At 48.3% G+C, this 18482-nt stretch carries 17 protein-coding genes; 7 read left to right on the forward strand and 10 right to left on the reverse strand.

The features are described from left to right. Positions 1–18: 18 nt before the first annotated feature. Entirely contained in the window at positions 19–381 is a 363-nt protein-coding gene (locus tag JYB87_RS02870; protein WP_207355413.1) for a cytochrome c3 family protein, read from the reverse strand. Positions 382–754: 373 nt separating this feature from the next. Between JYB87_RS02870 and JYB87_RS02875 the strand changes: the two genes are divergently transcribed. Then, positions 755–2179, forward strand: a complete 1425-nt coding sequence (locus tag JYB87_RS02875) for a PAS domain-containing sensor histidine kinase (protein ID WP_207355414.1) — start codon at positions 755–757, stop codon at positions 2177–2179. A 21-nt stretch (positions 2180–2200) separates the two neighbouring features. Further along, on the forward strand, positions 2201–2857 hold the full coding sequence (locus JYB87_RS02880; protein WP_207355415.1) for a response regulator transcription factor: 657 nt from the start codon (positions 2201–2203) through the stop codon (positions 2855–2857). Between the two features lie 50 nt (positions 2858–2907). On the opposite strand, the gene JYB87_RS02885 is transcribed toward JYB87_RS02880, so the two are convergent. Then, on the reverse strand, positions 2908–3375 hold the full coding sequence (locus JYB87_RS02885) for a hypothetical protein (RefSeq protein ID WP_207355416.1): 468 nt from the start codon (positions 3373–3375) through the stop codon (positions 2908–2910). Continuing rightward, positions 3375–4547, reverse strand: coding sequence for a PepSY-associated TM helix domain-containing protein (locus JYB87_RS02890; protein ID WP_207355417.1), 1173 nt, complete (start codon positions 4545–4547; stop codon positions 3375–3377). Before JYB87_RS02890 ends, JYB87_RS02885 begins: the two co-directional genes overlap by 1 nt. Before the next feature lie 308 nt (positions 4548–4855). Here JYB87_RS02890 and JYB87_RS02895 point away from each other — a divergent pair, with 308 nt between their 5' ends. Both JYB87_RS02895 and mtgA read left to right on the forward strand, forming a co-directional pair. Beyond that, entirely contained in the window at positions 4856–6784 is a 1929-nt protein-coding gene (locus JYB87_RS02895) for a S9 family peptidase (protein WP_207355418.1), read from the forward strand. Between the two features lie 107 nt (positions 6785–6891). Next, complete coding sequence (gene mtgA / locus JYB87_RS02900; RefSeq protein ID WP_228729929.1) at positions 6892–7572, forward strand: monofunctional biosynthetic peptidoglycan transglycosylase; 681 nt, start codon at positions 6892–6894, stop codon at positions 7570–7572. Between the two features lie 186 nt (positions 7573–7758). Here the strand turns inward: mtgA and JYB87_RS02905 are convergent, their stop codons facing one another. The 4 genes from JYB87_RS02905 to JYB87_RS02920 form a co-directional block, all read right to left on the reverse strand. After that, positions 7759–8352: a hypothetical protein gene (locus JYB87_RS02905; protein ID WP_207355420.1), complete on the reverse strand. Its 594-nt coding sequence runs from the start codon at positions 8350–8352 to the stop codon at positions 7759–7761. A gap of 116 nt (positions 8353–8468) precedes the next feature. Further along, positions 8469–8900: an FKBP-type peptidyl-prolyl cis-trans isomerase gene (locus JYB87_RS02910; RefSeq protein ID WP_207355421.1), complete on the reverse strand. Its 432-nt coding sequence runs from the start codon at positions 8898–8900 to the stop codon at positions 8469–8471. Positions 8901–9061: 161 nt separating this feature from the next. Continuing rightward, positions 9062–9673 carry a glutathione S-transferase family protein gene (locus tag JYB87_RS02915; RefSeq protein ID WP_207355422.1) on the reverse strand — a complete coding sequence of 204 codons (612 nt, stop codon included), beginning with the start codon at positions 9671–9673 and terminating at the stop codon, positions 9062–9064. 117 nt (positions 9674–9790) lie between these two features. Further along, positions 9791–11038 (reverse strand): MFS transporter, encoded by a 1248-nt coding sequence (locus JYB87_RS02920; protein WP_207355423.1) that lies wholly within the window; start codon positions 11036–11038, stop codon positions 9791–9793. Between the two features lie 297 nt (positions 11039–11335). Between JYB87_RS02920 and ampC the strand changes: the two genes are divergently transcribed. Together ampC and JYB87_RS02930 are read left to right on the forward strand one after the other, a co-directional pair. Further along, on the forward strand, positions 11336–12457 hold the full coding sequence (ampC, locus tag JYB87_RS02925) for a class C beta-lactamase (RefSeq protein ID WP_407695838.1): 1122 nt from the start codon (positions 11336–11338) through the stop codon (positions 12455–12457). Between the two features lie 137 nt (positions 12458–12594). Beyond that, positions 12595–13065 carry an energy transducer TonB gene (locus JYB87_RS02930; protein ID WP_207355425.1) on the forward strand — a complete coding sequence of 157 codons (471 nt, stop codon included), beginning with the start codon at positions 12595–12597 and terminating at the stop codon, positions 13063–13065. A gap of 126 nt (positions 13066–13191) precedes the next feature. Here JYB87_RS02930 and JYB87_RS02935 read toward each other — a convergent pair whose 3' ends face one another. Together JYB87_RS02935 and JYB87_RS02940 are read right to left on the reverse strand one after the other, a co-directional pair. Beyond that, entirely contained in the window at positions 13192–14700 is a 1509-nt protein-coding gene (locus JYB87_RS02935) for a fumarate hydratase (protein ID WP_207355426.1), read from the reverse strand. Between the two features lie 68 nt (positions 14701–14768). Continuing rightward, positions 14769–16172: an anion permease gene (locus tag JYB87_RS02940; protein ID WP_207355427.1), complete on the reverse strand. Its 1404-nt coding sequence runs from the start codon at positions 16170–16172 to the stop codon at positions 14769–14771. Between the two features lie 766 nt (positions 16173–16938). On the opposite strand from JYB87_RS02940, the gene JYB87_RS02945 reads away from it, so the two are divergent. Next, a complete protein-coding gene (locus tag JYB87_RS02945) occupies positions 16939–17421 on the forward strand; it encodes a GNAT family N-acetyltransferase (protein WP_207355428.1) in 483 nt (160 codons plus the stop codon). Between the two features lie 26 nt (positions 17422–17447). On the opposite strand, the gene JYB87_RS02950 is transcribed toward JYB87_RS02945, so the two are convergent. Beyond that, a complete protein-coding gene (locus JYB87_RS02950; RefSeq protein WP_324032464.1) occupies positions 17448–18386 on the reverse strand; it encodes a LysR family transcriptional regulator in 939 nt (312 codons plus the stop codon). Between the last annotated feature and the right edge of the window lie 96 nt (positions 18387–18482).

Raw genomic sequence — 18482 nt, forward strand, 5'->3', positions numbered from 1 at the left:
TCTCATCCCTCGGTATGGTTATTTATTGATTTTGCTGAACTTTGCGTCACGCTCGATCGGGCCATGACAGTCTTGGCAGAATGCGGTGGTTTGGTCATGACTGGTGTGGCAAGCGGTACATTCAAGATGTTCGAAGTGTGGGCTTTGATGCACGTTCAAATGCATATCTTTGGTTTGCTCACCCAATTTTTCATAACTGGTGTGACAACTGAGACAGGTATCGTTTTTGATGGCGGCGTTAACATCGCTACCGTGGCAACTCGCGCATTTAATCCCTTGCTGTAGGTGGTGTTGTTGCCATTTAAAATCTTGTGCATGGGCGATACTGACACCGCCAATGCAGAGCATCATCATTGAAAAAACTAACGTGGTAATTTTCATTTTTATTGCCTCTATTAGGTGCTGCAAAATGAGCTTTAAGGAGTTTTATTTTGCGAGGCAATTTTAAAATTTATGGTTCGATGTTAACTAGCTATTTACTACCTAAAAGCAGCTAGGTGTTATTACCTAAAGTATTTGCTAAAGCTATTTTTAAATTATTTAAAACATAGGTTTATTAATAGATTCTATAAATATGAATTGTTAAATATAGGTAGTGTTACCTATATTGATTTAGGTATTGGCAGTTAGTTAATTTTTAAGTTTTAAAAATTGCGTTGCAGATATGTGACTCAATTCTCAAATGAACTTTGACTTAAAAGGTATTTGCTGGCGCACGTAGTAAACTCGGAACCATTAAATAGCATGATGATGTGTGAGTGAAGGTATGGAATACATTCAGCAAGCCGCGCAGGATGAGGACGGTCTAAGGCATAAATATAATGACTTGTTAGCGTCTCACGAACGCTATCGGTTGATGTTTGATCATATTCCGTTGGCTTATATGTCGATGAATGTGAATGCGATTATTATTGATTCAAATAATGCATTTAGTGAGCTCACTGGATATGAGCCACAGGAAGTTTTTGGTCGACCTTTTTCATTCTTTTTATTTAATAAAGCAGATATTAAATATCATTTGGAAGTCACATTTCCTGATTTTAGATGTTCAGGAAGAGCGCGCAGTATTCCGTGGAAATTACGCCATAAATCAGGGCGTGAAATATATGTAATGGTACATGGTAATGCACGGTTTGATGAATTTGGCGAGTTTGTTCAAACTCACTGCCTAATTGTAGATGTGACCGAAGAATATCGCGCCAAACAGGAATGTCAAAAAGCGGAATCAAAGGCGCAACTGATTTTAGATGTGATTTCTGAACGGGTGACCTTCCACGACAAGCAACGCAATGTGTTGTGGGCGAACAAGATTGCTCGCAACGATTCCAGTAAAGGCTGCCAAGATGACTGTGATTGTTGTGTAAATCATCAGTCGTCCTGCGATAAATGCCCGGTGATCAGGGTATTTAACAACCAGCAACCGGCCTTTGGTGAGTTGCAAAATCAAGGGCGCGTACTACAAATCTCGGCCTATCCCGCGTTTAATCATGAGGGTGAACTCGATGGCGTGGTGCAGGTTGCTCGCGATATTACTGAACGGCGCAATCTTGAGCGGGAAATATTGCGCCTGAGCAGTAGTGAACGGCAGCGCATTGGCCATGATCTTCATGATGGGCTTGGGCAGGAGTTAACTGGGCTAAGTTTTCTTGCCAGCGCCCTAGCAAATCAATTGGTGGGTCAAGATCCTGCGCTAGAAACCATTGCTTCAAAGATGGTGCAGAGTATCGGCCGCGCCCGCAAACGCATGTATAACGTGTTGCAAGGGCTCAACCATATTCCCGATGGCCCAGATGGATTAAGCCGTGCTTTTTATTCGTTAGCAGAGTCGGTGCGGGAACTATTTGGTAAACAATGTGTGTTCCATCAACGCGGCGAGCTGCACATCGATGACACAGTGTTGTGCGCCCATTTATTCAATATTGTTAATGAGTCGGTGAATAATGCGCTGAAATACAGTGGCTGTCAGCAGATTGAGATCAGCATTGATGCTAATGCTGAGCGGCTGGTTGCTGAGGTAAAAGACGATGGCTGTGGTATGCACAATAGCACTTCAAGAGTTGGTGCTATGGGGCTGAAAATTATGCAGTTTCGTGCCTCGATTATGAATGCAGAATTGCATATCGACTCCAATGACCATGGCACCAGCATTCGCTGTGAAGTGCCGTTAGCGACCCATTAATTGCGCCGGAAATCATAGGGTATGACCACAAAAACTAATATTTTGCTGGTGGACGATCACGCTATCGTTCGCGAAGGTTTATCTAGCCTGATTGAGCAGCAACAAGGCTTTTTGGTATCGGCGCAGGCTGACAGTGTGCAAGCGGCGTTGGTGTTATTGCAGCAGCAGATTTTTGATATCGCGATTGTTGATTTGTCGTTAGATAAGCAAAACGGGCTCGATTTAGTGAAAGAGATGAGCCGCGCTTATCCCGCGACTCGGGTGTTGGTGTTCTCCATGCACCCCGAGGAGATTTACGCCGAGCGAGCGTTGCGAGCAGGTGCGAAAGGCTACTTGATGAAAAGCGAGCCGCCGGAAATCTTACTGGTGGCGATTAAAAAGCTGCTTGATGGTACGGTATATTTGAGCGACAGCATGACCAAGCTGTTACTCGGCAATGCGATGGGCTCGGCCAAACAACGCAGTGCGAGCTCCTTTGGTGTGCAAGCATTGAGTGACCGGGAACTGGAGATCTTCACCTTGGTGGGGAAAGGCCACCCCAGTAAAGAGATTGCGCTGCAGCTTGGGCTAAGCGTGAAAACGGTCGATGCGGTGCGGCAAAATATTAAAAATAAGCTCGGGTTTCAATGTGCCAGTGAACTGGTGAAATTTGCCATTGAGTATGCCAACGCCTTGTAAGCGATGAGCTGTTTACTGAGTTTGAAAGGGAGCAAATGCTCCCTTTGTTGTTATTCCAGCCAAGCTTGGGGTAATGGCCAGGAGATAGTATGGCGTTCGCCCTGCCAGCGCTCAATGGTCAACCAAATTCGGTCTGCGGCGCTAAACTGTTCGGGCGCTAAGGCATGCACATGCAGACCATAACGACTGCCGTGGAGTATGCCCAAGTCGAGCTGTTGATGCTGCGCAAATGGTATCGGTTGTGGGCCAATACTCATAAAAGCTTGGCGAATATCATCAGGATTTCCGGCGTTATATAGCACCATAAAGTCCTTGATAAAGGCGCCATCATGCTGATATGGCGCGGCTAAATCGAGCGGCATCGGTGTCACTTCAAACTCGTTTAGTTGCTGACTGGCTAAACTGGGCGGAAAGCTTGGGTGCAAACTCTGATAGAAGAAAACCGCAGAAAACAGCAACACCAAACCACTCAACAAAAATTTATAACGGTGCCAAAAGGTCGCGTTACGTCTGGCCATTAGCGAGATTCTCCAACGGGCTGCGCTGTTTGGGCTGCGGTTTGTGTTGTGGTTTGTGATTGGCGCGGCGGCTTTACCTTAACTAAGCGCTTACGCCACATTAAAAAGCCAGTGAACGACATGCCGGTCAGCAGCGCGCCAAAGATAAACCAGATGATTTTGGTCCAAATGCCGCCCAAGGTGCCGTAGTGCAGCGGGTCAACAATGTGCATCACAGTTTGCATGGTATTCATGTTATCGGGTGCTAACTGCTGGCTGATCTCACCCTGCCAAGGGTTGATAGCCATTTGATAAGCATATTGATCAAAAAATGGATTAGCGCCGCTGCCGTACAGATGGTAGTTGTCGCGATTATGTTCCGGCAAGGCGATATAGCTGGGGCTAAATGCCGGATATTGCTGCTTGGCGGTTGCCAGCGCTTGTGCCAATGACACGGGAAACTCGTTGGGCTTTGCCGACGGCAGCTCAGTGATGGCCACCAGCGGTGCGTGCGGTTCAACCTCAATGTCGTTGTGCATCAAAATGCCTTGCAGCAGATACCACAGGCTAGTGATACAGATAATTACCATAAACCAAATCGACCAAACGCCAGCTGTACGATGTAAGTCGGCCAGTAAGGTTTTGCTGCCTTGATTGAAACGAATTTTAGGTTGGCTAAAGGCTTTCCAAAACTGCTTATAAATCATCAAGCCGCTGATCAGCGCTCCTAATAACACAAAGCCCATTGCGGACACTAAGTAATAACCGATGCTGTAGTTATGTTGCCAAGGAAACAACAGCCAGCCATGCAGCGAGCGCATAAAACCGATAAAAGTTAGCCCTTCGTTGATCTCTTGGATGGCGCCAGTGTAGGGGTTCACATAGGCGGTGGCGAATGGTCGTTGCTGATCGCTAAATATCACTCCTGCCGTCAAATAGGGCTCATACAGCAGTAGCGTGCTGACTTCGGCAGTGGGGTGTGCTTGTTGGACGATCTTAACCAGCTCAGCGGCATTTTTGGCGGGCAACTCATCAGGGTTGAGTGCACGGGCATTGGGGTTGGTGAGCCAAGTGAGTTCATGACTGATCACCGCTACCGTGCCAGTCAAACAGATAAAACAAAACAGTACCCAAATAGGCAGTGAGCACCAGCCATGAAACGAAAACCAAAAACGGTTGGACAACTTAGCCATGCAGAACTCCCCCAAAAATGAGGAATGGATGCTAATACAAATGATAACTGTTATCAACAATTGGCAAAGTAAAGTGTGAAATGAGTCTTTAAGCTAGTGGCTTGGCTTCATGGTCTTGGGGTTCGTCTTCACATTAAATCAACAGCATAGCAGTGATTGCTTTGTGAGCTAAATCATATGGAGTTTTTAACTTGTATGATAATTTGGCGCAGATAACCAAAAGCACTGATAATTCACACAACATAAAGGAGCCGTTGGCTGATTGTCTGAAGGCTTGTTAGGGCAGGGAATTTGCCAGCAAAGATGCTATGAAAGCACGATTTCTTCTCGCGCCTTTGGCGCTACTTTCACTATGGATGTTCACCACGCCGACCATCGCCGCTGAAGCGACCAACAGCGCGCCCTTATCGGTGGAATCGTACGGCAGTCTGCCATTTCTCAGTCAATTTGATCTATCGCCAGACGGGCAGCGTTTAGCCTACGTGCAAAACCAACATGGCCAACTGACCTTAGTTATTTACGATCTCAATACCAAACAGACGGATTACGTGGTGCAGTCGGACAACCTCAAGGTGTTTTTCGATGGCTACGAATGGGCCAATAACCATACCTTGTTAGTGCACGTGCGCGATGTGCGGGGTGAGTGGGGCCTGAGTTATAACATCACCCGTTTGATGACCTACGATGTTACCGGTGAACGTAAGTTGGAGCTCACGGTTAAGCAGCGTGAAGGTGAACGGGTAGCGCAGTTCCAAGACGATATTATCAGCATCTTGCCGGATGACCCTGACCATGTATTGATGGCAATCGATTATGAACTTGCCGGTCAGCCTGGGGTTTATAAGGTTGATATCTACAGCAATAGCCGCGAACAAGTGCAACGCAATACCCCCTATGTGATTGATTGGATCGCCGATCGACAAGGCAAAGTGCGCATTGCAGCAGGACGAGATGAAACCACTTACTTCTATGATTTGATGAAGGATGATAGTACCCGCGAGCGCTTGTTCGAATACGAGGTGTTTAGCCCTGACGCGGTGCATGTTAAAGGTTTCGGCAAAGACCCTAATATCCTTTATTTTACTGCGTTGCATGAGGGCAAAGATGCCCTGTTTCAAATGGATTTAACCACCCGTGAACGCCAGCTGGTCTATGCCGATGGCAAGTATGATGTGGCGGGAAACCTGCTCTATTCCGATCAAACTGGTGATGTTGCTGGGTTTGTTACTGCCAACGTTAAAGATAGCCGTGTTTATTGGGACCCAAATTTCCAAAAGCTACAGAAGGCATTAGCGAAGGCGATCCCCGATGCTTACAATGCAGTGATAGATATGAGCCAAGATGGTAACAAATATCTGCTCTATTCAGAGTCAGCAGAAGACAGTGGCAGTTACTTTATTGGCGATCGCAAAGCCGGACAACTGGTGTATATCGGCAGTCGCTATCCTGATGTGACGCCTGAAAAAATGCACAACAAACACAAGCTGACCTATAAGGCGCGCGATGGCCTTGAGTTAGAAGCGTATCTCACCCTTCCTGCCGATTTTAAAAAGGGCGCTGCCGCACCAACTATAGTGTTGCCTCACGGTGGGCCAATGTCGCGCGATGATGATAGCTTTGATTATTGGAGCCAATATTTTGCTGAGCAGGGCTATATCGTATTTCAACCCAACTTCCGCGGTTCTGTTGGTTATGGTTATGATTTTGCGATGGCCGCGATGCAGAAGTGGGGCCAAGAGATGCAGGATGACCTGCAAGATGCGGCGCACTATCTGGTAGACAATCAATACACGGATGGCAAGCATACCTGCATTGTCGGCGCCAGCTACGGCGGTTATGCGGCGCTGATGGGCGTGGCTAAATATCCACAAGACTTTAAGTGTGCCGCCAGTTTCGGTGGGGTGAGCGACCTCGCTTATCTGGTCAGTCAGGCGCGTTTCTTTACCAACGCTGATGTGGTGCGCAAGCAGTTTGGCCGAGATGCGGATAAGTTAGATGCGGCCTCGCCGGTCACCTATGCCAAGCAAATCAATCGGCCAGTGCTGTTGATCCACGGCAGTGACGACAATGTGGTGTCGGTCAAGCACAGTAAGTACATGGACAGCGCGCTTGAAAGCGCCGACAAAGATGTGCAGTTTATCGAGCTAGAGTATGGCGATCACTATCTGTCGAATCAGCAACATCGCTTGAAAACCTTGGCGGCGATTAAGTCATTTTTGGATAAGAACCTGCATTAGCCATTGGCTGCCATTCCGCAGTATCATGTAGTGAAAAGCCGATGTTACATCGGCTTTTTTATGCAGTTTTTCTTTTCTTTGAGTGGCAGTGTGGAGTCATATTTACCATGGGGAAAACCCTGAGACGTTGGTTAGGCCGTTTGCTGATTGCATGGTTGCTGCTGTCCATTGTGCCCGTTGCGCTATTGCGCTTTATCGATCCTCCGACTTGGAGTTGGCGTCTTGCGCGAGATATTGCGCCGCCAGCAGCAATTTCTCATGTATCACAGCAATGGCGTCCACTCAGCCAAATTTCACCGCAGCTGCAATTGGCGGTGATTGCCAGCGAAGATCAGCGTTTCCCAGAACATTTTGGTTTTGACTTCAAGCAGATCGGCAGTGCCTTGGCCGAGGCAAAGAAAGGCGAGGGCTTGCGTGGTGCCAGTACCATTAGCCAGCAAACGGCGAAAAATCTGTTTATGTGGCCGTCGCGCAGTTTTGTGCGCAAAGGGTTAGAAGCCTGGTTTACTCTGCTACTGGAGTTAGGCTGGCCTAAAAAGCGGATATTGGAAGTCTATCTGAACATCGTTGAATTTGGCCCCGGTATTTATGGCGCTGAGGCTGCGGCGCAGCATTATTTTCAGACCTCGGCGGCCAAGTTAACCAGCTATCAAGCCGCAGCATTAGCAGCGATTTTACCGAATCCGTGGAAGCTCAAATTGGGCACCAGTTACAACCAACAACGCACCGCGTGGATTCAACGCCAAATGCGCCAATTAGGTCAAGTCACGCTTAAGCAGTTGGATTAAGCGGCGACGACTCGGGCAAACCCCAGCCCAAGCCAATGCCAATGCCCAAGCCAAAGCCAAAGCCAAAGCAACATACGCTCGCTGCTGACATGCTCGACCATGATTATGTTGATGCATAGGGCGTTTTGTTTAACGCGAAGGCCGTTAAAACAGCGTTGATGCGAGTAAACCAGTCTAAGGGTGTGATTAGGGCGTGAAGATGTATAGGTTTTCCACCCAGAACAATTCACAAGCGCCATTGCCGGTATCCTCACGTGTCAGCGAACTGTGCCAACGCCAGCCATCAGGACTTGAGGCATTGACCAAGCTGCCAGTGATTTCCACAAGATCGCCTTTGCGAACGCGACCAAGCGTCTTTTTTACCATAGCGTTAGCTGGGATCAGATGCATATTGGCACTATGGGTTTCAATTTCACGCCGCGGGATGGGCAAGGTTGCGGTGCGCCAGAAATAAAACCGCCCTGATTGGGAGATTTCAATATGCTCCAGCACCGCTTCATCGGACATGTTGCCCCAGCCCAATGCCAGATCGACCGGCGACAGATCCGCTTCTCGCCCCCAATAATAATTTTCCCGCGACAACACTTTGGCCTTAATGGCGAAGCTGGCGACCTCTTGGATCGCATAGCCATCAACATTATGGATAACCGGTGACTCGATGCTCGCTTGCTGCGGCAGCTCACTGACCGTCACCCCTGGCCCAAGCGTCACTTGCGCGCGGTGGTGATAAATCTGCCAAGCGGCACCAGCAATGATTAGAAATAACAGTAATTTTTTCATCGGTTACTCGGTTTAACTTAACTATTAGTTTTGGGGACGAGGAGCAGTCCCACACCAAGATCTTGAAATGTTTACTTTAACTGCTCGCTAATATGGGCATGAGTCGGCGGGGTGACTTAGCTAAAGTCCACCAGTCTGACGTCCATCCACATCACTGCATTTGGGCCGATTTTGCCACCGTTGCCTTTACGTCCCCAGGCTAAATCTGGCGGGATCACAAACTCATAGCGGGCGCCTTTACTCATCATCAGCAAGCCCTCTTGCAATCCTTCAATCCCTTCGGCAAGGGCAAATTCTTCGGGTAAACCTTTACGATAGGTATCATCGATCACACTACCATCGGCCAGCAAAATACGTTGGTGGATTTTGACGGTATCAAACTCGCCCGGCTTAGCGCCGTCAGCGTCTTCAATCACGCGGTAAAACAAGCCGGAAGCGGTTTCGTTCACGCCCGCTTTAGCGGCGTATTTTTTGATAAATTCTTCGGTCAGATTTTTGTTGTGGCCAGTAGAGCCTTTGGCGGATTTTTTACTGCTATTTCTTGCCATGAGGAGTTACCAGAGTTATGTTTGCGGCTTAGCGGCGCACCGTTTAACCAAAGCTGGCCATTCTACCGTGCCGTTGCGATGACTGCACCCCAGCAGCATCGCGCATGTGACCCAGCGATGACTGCACCCCAACGGCATCGCGCATGTGACCCAGCGATGGCTTAGGCAAACGCTGGGCGGCTGGCCAACAGTTGATACCACGCGGCTATCGTTGGATATTGTTGCTGCACGGGTAGCTCAAGTCGGCTTTCGCAAAACAGCACCAAAATCCAAGCGCTGATGTCGGCCACCGTTAATTTGTCACCGACGATAAAGGTGGACGCAGTGAGCTGCTGCGCCAACTTAGGTAAAAATTTTTCCACCCGTAATTTGCTCTCTTCCCCCCATGCCGGAATGCAGTTTTCTCGATCTTGGTAAACACCGGAGATATTGCGAAACGCTTGAAATGCTGGCAGTAAACCATCCCATTCAATGATTCGGTTCCACATTTCAACTCGTGCACGTTCTAACGGGCTATCACCAAACAGCGAGCTTTCAGAGGGTGTCGTCTCATCAAAATAGCGGCAGATGGCCATGCTTTCGCAGATAAAGGTGTGCTCATCAAGCTGCAGCGTTGGCACTTTGCCATTCAGACTTTTTTGGGCGAAGTCGGCAGTCAGGTTCTCGCCACCGCGCACATCCACATGCACGTGTTCCAGCTCAACCCCTAACTCGTTTAGAAAGATATTCACCCGTTTGCAGTTGGGGGTAAGCGCCATTTCAAACAGTTTCATCAGCTAGCTTCCTTAATATGGTGTACTTTCGCTTCGGCTTGCGAGCTGTGGCCGATATGGTTGCTCGCGGAATGCCTTGCTATTGCGTGTGTTAAAGGTTAGTCGTACTTTGCAGTTTTAGGGTTGAAATTGACTAAAATCCGGCCGCGCCAAGCGGTGCAATAACTGATACATCGCTGCGACGACAATGGTTAATGCGGCGGCAAAAATGTATAGCGCACTACCACCAAAATGATCCAATACGATGCCGCCGCCCAGCGGTGCCATGGCAAAGCCAAATTCATAAAACGACGCCGCGCCAAAATAAGCACCGCGCAATTTGTCTGGCGCTAATCTGTCTATCTGCACATTCATGGTGGGGAACAGAATCGTTTCTGCCAAGCTCATAATCACAATCGCGCCAATCCAGCCCCAAAACAGGTCGATTGGATTTTGTGCTAACCACAGTTGTGAAATGCCAAGTAGCAACAGCCCTAACTGAATCCGATGCACCAAGGTCAATTTGGCCAATATTTTCAGCAAAATAAACTGCGAACAGATAATCACTAATGCGTTGGTAAATATCATGCTGGAGATTAAGGTAAGCAGTTGCGGCGCATTGGCGCGGGTTAAGTATTGGATCAGCGAGCTATCCATCTGGCCATAAATAAACATGCACACCATGTTGGCAAGGATCAGGCATTGAAACATCCGATCGGCCAATAACACTTTTAGGGTGACATGAAAACCAATCGGATCAGGTTTAATAGTGGGGGCAAGGTTAGCCGCCCGCTGTTTGATATCACTGTAGCTAAAGCCCCAATACAGCAGCACCAGCAGCAGGGCGAATGCCGCCGCGGTGATGTAAAAACTCGATTGTTGCCCTGTTAAGCCAAACCACACGCCAGCCATTGGCCCAACGGCACAGCCTGCGTTCACGGTGAAATACTGGCTTTGCATCGCCAATTCGCGAGTTTGCGGATCTTTAATCAAATCGCCAATGGTGGCTGAACTCAGTGGGCGCCACAGCGAGGTTGCGATTGAGCACAAGGTGATGACGCTGATGTAACCATTGACGCTGTCCACATTGGCCAGCAAAGAAAACGACACAATATAGAGCAGTCCCGTAATAAACATCAGCGTGCGGCGGCCGATTTTGTCGGATAACGAACTGCCAATAAAACTGGTGAACACCGCGACAATGGCGGCGTTAGAGAGGATGAAACCCACTTCCGTTGCGGACATAGCAAACTTGTCATAAAGGATAACCGCTAAAAACGGCCACACCATGTAATAACTGCCGCGGGTAATAAAGCCACCAAACAGCAAAATCCACATCAATGGCGGAAATTGTTGTAGGCGCTTGAGTGATACATCCGATTGCATCGCTAGTCTCTAAAAGCGATAAGAGGGACAATCGATTCTATCGGCAGTGGTCACAAATGGATAGCGCGTTGTTGGGGTTATTTTGTGCAACAGCTTGCCAATGGTTTGGCCGATGTTGGACTGCGTATTAGCGGCTGTTGATGTATCTTGTCTGCAATTGCTGTTATGTTGCGGCATGAGCTAAACATTGTGGCAATCGATTGAATTGTAATTGAAACACTGGGAGTTTTTGTGGTGAGAGCTTTTAGCGTAGCGATACTGATGAGTGCTGTAAGCGTACTCACCATACCGACAGCGATGGCAGTACAAACGTCTGCAACCTTGGCTGATACATTGCAAAATTCATTGCAAACTGTAGTCAACGATGCCGTAGCGCCCGTGATGGCGCAATACCAAGTGCCGGGGATGGCGATTGCCGTTATCCACCAGCAGCAACAGGCGTTTTTTAATTTTGGTGTGGCCGATATCGAGGCACAAACGCCGGTGACTGAATCGACCTTGTTTGAGCTTGGCTCAGTCAGTAAAACCTTCAATGGCTTGCTGGCAGGCTACGCGATAACTCAAGACAAGTTAGCCTTAGCCGACCATCCCAGTCGGTACAGGTCAGCACTAACCGGTACGGCAGTCGATCAAGCCACACTCCTGCACTTAGCCAGCTACACAGCAGGTGGTTTTCCGTTACAGTTCCCTGAATCAGTGCACGATGATGCCTCGATGCAGACTTATTTTCAGCAATGGCAACCCACGGCTAAGCCCGGTATGGTGCGGCAATACTCCAACCCCAGTATTGCCCTGTTTGGCTATTTGGTCAGTCGCGCTTTGGGGCAGGATTATCAGCAACTCATCGAGCAACAACTGCTGCCAGCAATAGGATTACACCACACCTATATCGATATCCCCGCTGATGCTGTGGCGGATTACGCTTGGGGCTATAACCGCAATATGCAGCCGGTGCATGTTACGCCTGATGTGCTAGATGCTGAAGCCTATGGGATTAAATCCAGTGCCAGCGATATGCTCCAATATGTGCAATTACAACTGGATAGTCAGTCGTTACCGCCTGCCTATCAGCAAGCTATTGGCCATACTCAGCAAGGCTATTATCAACTAGGGGCTATGCGCCAAGGACTGGGCTGGGAGCAATATCCCTATCCGCTCAGCAAAGCCAACTTGTTGGCGGGAAATTCGCGTGAGGTCATCCTGCAACCCCATGCGGTGACGCCGGTAACTGAACAACTTACAGGCGCGGCTTTGTACAACAAAACCGGTTCTACCGCAGGCTTTGGTGCCTATGTGGTGTTTGTGCCGCAACGTCAGTTAGGAGTGGTGATTCTGGCAAACCGTTACTATCCCAATGAAGCACGGGTAGAGATAGCCAGTGCGATCATGAAAATCTTAGACCCAAACGGCTGGCTGTAACGCAGCAGCGCTGCAGTATGCGCATGTGAATCATTAGCTAACTAAGTCTAATCAAATCAAATGGTTTGTATATTTGTTGACCGTCTGTTACTTTGACTTTTCACATTTTCTGTAACGACGCGATAAGGATATACGCGATGAAACTGCCGCTATTGGTGGGTGGACTTCTGCTATTGGCCGGTTGCCAAACGTCGGATAACGCCACCGCAACGAAACCTGACCCGAACCAAATTAAATATGTGGATCTGACCCGCGAGGATACAAAAGATCTGCTGGAAAAGTATTGGGTGATCAGTAAACGGGTTGAGCCTAGATATAACATTGAAGCCGCGAAAAAAGGGCTCTCTGGTTGCGTGACGACAACCGTGGGCATCGGTAGCGATGGCTCCTTGGTTGGCTATAAAGTCACAGATTCGTTTCCGCAGGGATTATTCGATCAGCAAGCCATTGCTTCATTGCAACAATGGCACTGGCAAGCGACAGAGGCCAATGTGGATAAAGTGCCTGTGTTGACCCAAGTGACTTTGGTGTTTTTACTGGCGGATAGAGCCCACAACATGGCGGAAGTTGAGCAACATTGCAATATCACCCCGCCAGCGAAATCATAGCTTTTTTGCAGCAAAATCAGCGATTAAAAAAGGCCTACTGCAAGAGCAAAATGCAGCAGGCCTTTTTCACGCATCCCGTTGAGTCGTCCGAGGGGACGCAAGGCGACTCAACTGCGTACTTACCCGTTACTTATTCATCTCAGCGATTTTCAGTTTCCAGATTTCTGGACCGGTTTTGTGCAGGTTGTTACCTTCTGAGTCAACCGCAACGGTCACTGGCATATCTACAACGTCAAACTCGTAGATTGCTTCCATACCCAGATCTGCAAAGGCTACCGTGCGAGCCGCTTTGATTGCTTTGGCAACCAAGTACGCTGCGCCACCTACAGCCATCAAGTAAACCGCTTTGTTTTTCTTGATTGATTCAACAGTTGCTTCACCGCGATCCGCTTTACCGATCATGCCCATCAGGCCAGCTTGCTCCAACATCAGGTCAGAGAACTTGTCCATACGGGTTGAGGTAGTCGGACCCGCTGGGCCAACCACTTCGTCACCTACTGCGTCAACTGGGCCAACGTAGTAAATGAAGCGATCTTTAAACTCAACCGGGAAGTCTTCACCGCGTGCCAGCATGTCTTGAATGCGTTTATGCGCCGCGTCACGACCAGTCAGGATTTTGCCTGACAGCAGTACAGTTTCCCCGGCTTTCCAGTCAGCTACGTCTGCCTTTTTCAGCTCGTTAACGTTAACGCGACGCACGTTTTCGCCCACTTCCCACGTTACTTCTGGCCAGTCTTCCAGTTTCGGTGGCGTCAGATCCGCAGGCCCCGTGCCATCTAAGTGGAAGTGCACGTGGCGAGTAGCCGCGCAGTTAGGAATAATGCACACAGGTTTAGAGGCTGCGTGCGTCGGTGCAGTTTTGATTTTGACGTCTAGGATGGTGGTCAAACCGCCCAGACCTTGCGCACCAATACCTAAGTCGTTGACGCGTTTGAAGATGTCTAGACGCAGTTTTTCTTCAGTAGTTTCCGCGCCTTTTGCCATCAGTTCGTGGATATCAACTGGGTCCATCAGCGCTTCTTTGGCCATCACGGCAGCTTTCTCTGCAGTACCGCCGATACCGATACCCAGCATGCCTGGTGGGCACCAACCAGCGCCCATTACAGGCACCATTTTTTCTACCCAAGCGGCGACGTCGTCAGATGGGTTCAACATCACCATCTTGGTTTTGTTTTCCGAGCCACCGCCTTTGGCGGCGATCATCACGTCAACTTTGTCACCTGGCACCATGTCGATATGCACGACAGCAGGACCGTTGGTTTTCGTGTTCTTGCGTGCGCCCGCAGGATCTGCAACAACAGACATACGCAGTGGATTAGTGGTGCTGCTGTAGGCGCGTTTGGTGCCTTCATCCACCATCTCTTGCACAGTCATGTCGCTATCCCACTGTACATTCATACCGATTTTTACGAAGCAGGTAACGATACCGGTATCTTGGCAGATTGGGCGCTTGCCTTCGGCAGACATGCGTGAATTGATCAGGATTTGCGCGATAGCATCTTTTGCTGCTTGGCTTTGTTCTGCGTGATAGGCTTTTTCCAGCGCTTTAACGAAGTCCAGTGGGTGATAGTAGGAGATGTATTGCAGTGCTTCTTCGATACTGTCGATGAAGTCAGCTTTTTTAATAATTGTCATGACGTTCCCTTTGCTCATTTGAAGAACTTAAGCACCGAAGCGCAGTGCCTCGGTGCTAAATTGCTTGATTAGTACAGACCGATCACTTTCCACCAGATACCACCGACAACGCCCCAAATCAGCAGTTGTGCGATACCCATGATTAAGCCCATGCCCCACCATTTAGGCAGTGACACGTGACCCGCACCAAACAGGATAGGTGCTGGACCAGTACCGTAGTGAGTACCACAACCCATCAGGTTAGATACGATACCGAAGATCAGCGCTGCCAATAGGCCAGGTGCACCCAGTTGTACTGCTACAGCCAAGAACACCGCATACAGTGCTGCTACGTGAGCCGTTGATGATGCAAAGGCGTAGTGGATGAAGAAGTAGATAACTACCAGTGCTGCCAGCGCGATTGGCCAATCAAGACCGGTCAGTGACGCTGCGATTGAACCACCGAACCATTTGATCAGTCCCAGTTTGTTCAGGAAGGTCGCCATCATTACCAGTGCAGAGAACCATGTCAGAGTGTTCCATGCGCCTTTTTCTTTCAGCACATCATCCCAGCTCAGTACGTTAGCGTTCACCAGAATAATCAGGCCAACCATTGCTGCAGTAGTACCGTTGATACCCAGTGTTTTACCGCCAATCCACAGCACGATAAGTGCGATGAAGGTGAACAGGGTGATCCACTCTGACATTTTCATTTTGCCCATGTCAGCCAGTGCTTTAGCAGCAATTTGTGGCGCTTGTGGTGTGGCAGTGATTTCAGGCTTGTTGATCAAGTAAGCGATCAATGGCATCGCCAACAGGGCAACAATCCCCGGTACGATGGCTGCTAATGCCCAACCGCCCCAAGTGATTTCAATGCCCATGTCGCCAGCTAATTTAGCTGCCAATGGGTTGGCCGCCATACCGGTCAGGAACATTGCGCCAGTGATGCAGGTACCGTGGAACACGGTGGTCATCAGGAAGCTGCCTAACTTTTTAGAGGTTCCATCTTCAGCGCGTGAACCGTAAGCATCTGCCACTGAGTTTGCCAGTGGGAATACAATACCGCCGGTACGTGCAGTGTTTGATGGAATTGCTGGTGCCAACAGGGTGTCGGTGATCAGCAGACCATAAGATAGCGTTAGCGTACGTTTGCCCATCAGCTTCATAAAGATGTAGCCGATACGTGCTCCCAAGCCACTCTTAATGAAGGCGCGAGAGATGAAGAATGCCATCACGATCAACCAGATGACGTGGTTTGAGAAACCGGTTAAGGCGTCTTTGATAGTCAGTGTGCCAGTGACCGCTGTGGCTGCAATACCACAAATCGCCACTGCACCCATTGGGATTGGTTCAAGAATCAAACCCAATACTGTGGCCACAAACACTGCCAACAAATGCCAAGCATTAGGATCTACCCCAGTTGGTACTGGAGTGAACCAGATACCGCACCCTACTGCTAGAATAACCAGCCATGAGACGAGTTTTTTATTCATGGTAAGCACCAATTACTGTAGTTAAAATAATGTACTAATTCGTTTGTTGTTACTTTTATCAGGCCGTTCAACCTGAGCCGCGTAATAACAGTAACTGAATGCTGGAATTAAATTGGCGAGCCTAATTCATAAGTAAATTAGTTTGGTTTTTGTGGTTTATTATGACTTTTGAAACTTATTGTTGCTTACGAAACAATAGTCGTGATACTAAGTTTTTGGTTGATATGTTTTATTTAAGATGATGAAAATTAATGATTATGTTGTTTTTATGTTGAGGTGCCTAACATCAGTGACGTGACTTCTAGCCGTTTGTAGCACTTTTTTATGTGATCTATATGAATAATACTTGATTAGATTACTCTGTCTTTAACTTAATATATGTATAAAAGTGTGAAGCGGATCGCTTGCTCGCTTATTTTGAACGTTATTAAACACTTTATGTAATTACTGATTATTTATTGCTTAGTTTTAATAACTGATAAAAATATAAACAATTTCATATTTAGCGTTTTATTCATTCAGGCCATTTTTTTACCGAATCTCATACGTTAATGGTATATAAAAGCGGGGGATTTGACCTGTGATGGCGAAACATGGGCCTTTTCACTGCAACCTTTCAACGCTGATTTTGCACTTGAATGTTGCTCCTGAGCGCAAACAATGTGATAAAGGGCCGCATCGCGTGCTAGGCCGCTTGCCGAATCTGCTGCGGCCAACATGTATGGTGCACGCTTCATGACAAATTTCATTTAAGGTTTGAAACGAAATGGACATTATTAAAGCGAGCTTGGCGGATGTGCCACGTATGTTGGCAATCTATCAGCATGCGCGCCAGTTTATGGCCGCTAATGGCAACGCCCAACAATGGGGCGATGGTTACCCAGCACAAGCTCAGCTGGAGCAAGATATTGCCAAAGGCCACAGCTATTTGTGTGTTGATAATGGCACTGTAATTGCCACTTTTTACTTTGCCATCGAAGAAGAGCCGACCTATCAGATGATTGAAGATGGCACGTGGCTAAATGCTCGGCCTTATGGGGTGTTGCATCGCATCGCAGTGCAAAGTGATAAAAAAGGTATCGCCACCTTCTGTCTCAATTGGTGCTTTGAGTTGGTGGGCAATATGCGCATCGACACCCATGAGCAAAATCTGCCGATGCGGCGGGTACTGGAAAAACTCGGCTATCAATATTGTGGCGTCATCTATGTGCGCGATGGTTCAGCGCGCTTGGCCTATCAAAAAAGCTAACCTCGATAAACGCGCATCAAGCGCTGCTAGACCTCAAACTGCGCAGCAATATGCGACACCAACTGCCGCTGCTGCACAATAAAGTTTTCAAATGCCTGTGCCGCCGGTGACAAATGGCGGCTACGCGGGTGCACTAAACACCAGCTTCTGACCAAAGGTAACTCCTTAATCGGCAACTCAATTAACGAGCCATCACGGAGTTCTCGGTAAACACAGTAGCGTGGCAACAGGGCAATCCCCAGCCCAGCACTGACCCCTTCGCGTTGTGCCTCGTGGGAGTTAAATTCAATCGTGTTGTCGAAATGAATATGCTTTTGGTGGAAAAACGCTTCGCAGGCTTTGCGGGTTCCTGAGCCGTGTTCTCGTCGCAGCAGGGTGAATTGTTGCAGCTCCTTGAGCGGCACGTCGCCGGGCATCTGGGTCAAAATATGGCCTGCCGGTACCACTGCCACAATCGGATTATTGAGAAACGGCATAAATTCTAAATCCAGATCGGCTGGCACGTCGGTCATGATCACCAAATCATCGCGGTTCTCATTTAAACGCTTAATGGTTTGGGCGCGATTAAATACATTGAGAATCGGGTAAATATTGGCGTGTTGCCGTTGAAACGCGGCAAGCAGATGCGGCAGCAGATATTTGGCACTGGATTCTGCGGCAATGCGAATTTCCCCCTGCAGTGTGCCGCGCAGTTCCGACAACTGCATATCCAACACATCAAACCGTTGAAACACATCGGCAGTGGTGGTCAGCAGATGATCGGCGGCGTCGGTGCGATACAGCTTCTTGCCAACATATTCAAATAAGCGTTGATCGAGCACATCTTCTAACTGGCGGATCTGCTGGCTCACCGCCGGTTGGGTTAAGCCCAGCAATTCAGCCGCACGACTATATGAACGTTGTTCGCACACAGTTTGAAACACTTGTAATTGTCGCAACGTAATCCGCATGTAGCTTTTTTGCACAATTTTACCTCAGCTATAACCAATAGCTTATGTTACGCAAAATAAATATTAATTTTAATTATTTTTGAATTCGAAGTAGTTTAAAACTACATCATA

This window comes from Shewanella avicenniae, from assembly GCF_017354945.1.
Taxonomy (GTDB): Bacteria; Pseudomonadota; Gammaproteobacteria; order Enterobacterales; family Shewanellaceae; genus Shewanella; species Shewanella avicenniae.

Coding starts and splice junctions, on each gene's coding strand:
- JYB87_RS02870 (WP_207355413.1), bottom strand. CDS start 381: ATGAAAATTACCACGTTAGTTTTTTCAATGATGATGCTCTGCATTGGC.
- JYB87_RS02880 (WP_207355415.1), top strand. CDS start 2,201: ATGACCACAAAAACTAATATTTTGCTGGTGGACGATCACGCTATCGTT.
- JYB87_RS02885 (WP_207355416.1), bottom strand. CDS start 3,375: ATGGCCAGACGTAACGCGACCTTTTGGCACCGTTATAAATTTTTGTTG.
- JYB87_RS02890 (WP_207355417.1), bottom strand. CDS start 4,547: ATGGCTAAGTTGTCCAACCGTTTTTGGTTTTCGTTTCATGGCTGGTGC.
- JYB87_RS02895 (WP_207355418.1), top strand. CDS start 4,856: ATGAAAGCACGATTTCTTCTCGCGCCTTTGGCGCTACTTTCACTATGG.
- mtgA (WP_228729929.1), top strand. CDS start 6,892: ATGGGGAAAACCCTGAGACGTTGGTTAGGCCGTTTGCTGATTGCATGG.
- JYB87_RS02905 (WP_207355420.1), bottom strand. CDS start 8,352: ATGAAAAAATTACTGTTATTTCTAATCATTGCTGGTGCCGCTTGGCAG.
- JYB87_RS02910 (WP_207355421.1), bottom strand. CDS start 8,900: ATGGCAAGAAATAGCAGTAAAAAATCCGCCAAAGGCTCTACTGGCCAC.
- JYB87_RS02915 (WP_207355422.1), bottom strand. CDS start 9,673: ATGAAACTGTTTGAAATGGCGCTTACCCCCAACTGCAAACGGGTGAAT.
- JYB87_RS02920 (WP_207355423.1), bottom strand. CDS start 11,038: ATGCAATCGGATGTATCACTCAAGCGCCTACAACAATTTCCGCCATTG.
- ampC (WP_407695838.1), top strand. CDS start 11,336: ATGGCAGTACAAACGTCTGCAACCTTGGCTGATACATTGCAAAATTCA.
- JYB87_RS02930 (WP_207355425.1), top strand. CDS start 12,595: ATGAAACTGCCGCTATTGGTGGGTGGACTTCTGCTATTGGCCGGTTGC.
- JYB87_RS02935 (WP_207355426.1), bottom strand. CDS start 14,700: ATGACAATTATTAAAAAAGCTGACTTCATCGACAGTATCGAAGAAGCA.
- JYB87_RS02940 (WP_207355427.1), bottom strand. CDS start 16,172: ATGAATAAAAAACTCGTCTCATGGCTGGTTATTCTAGCAGTAGGGTGC.
- JYB87_RS02945 (WP_207355428.1), top strand. CDS start 16,939: ATGGACATTATTAAAGCGAGCTTGGCGGATGTGCCACGTATGTTGGCA.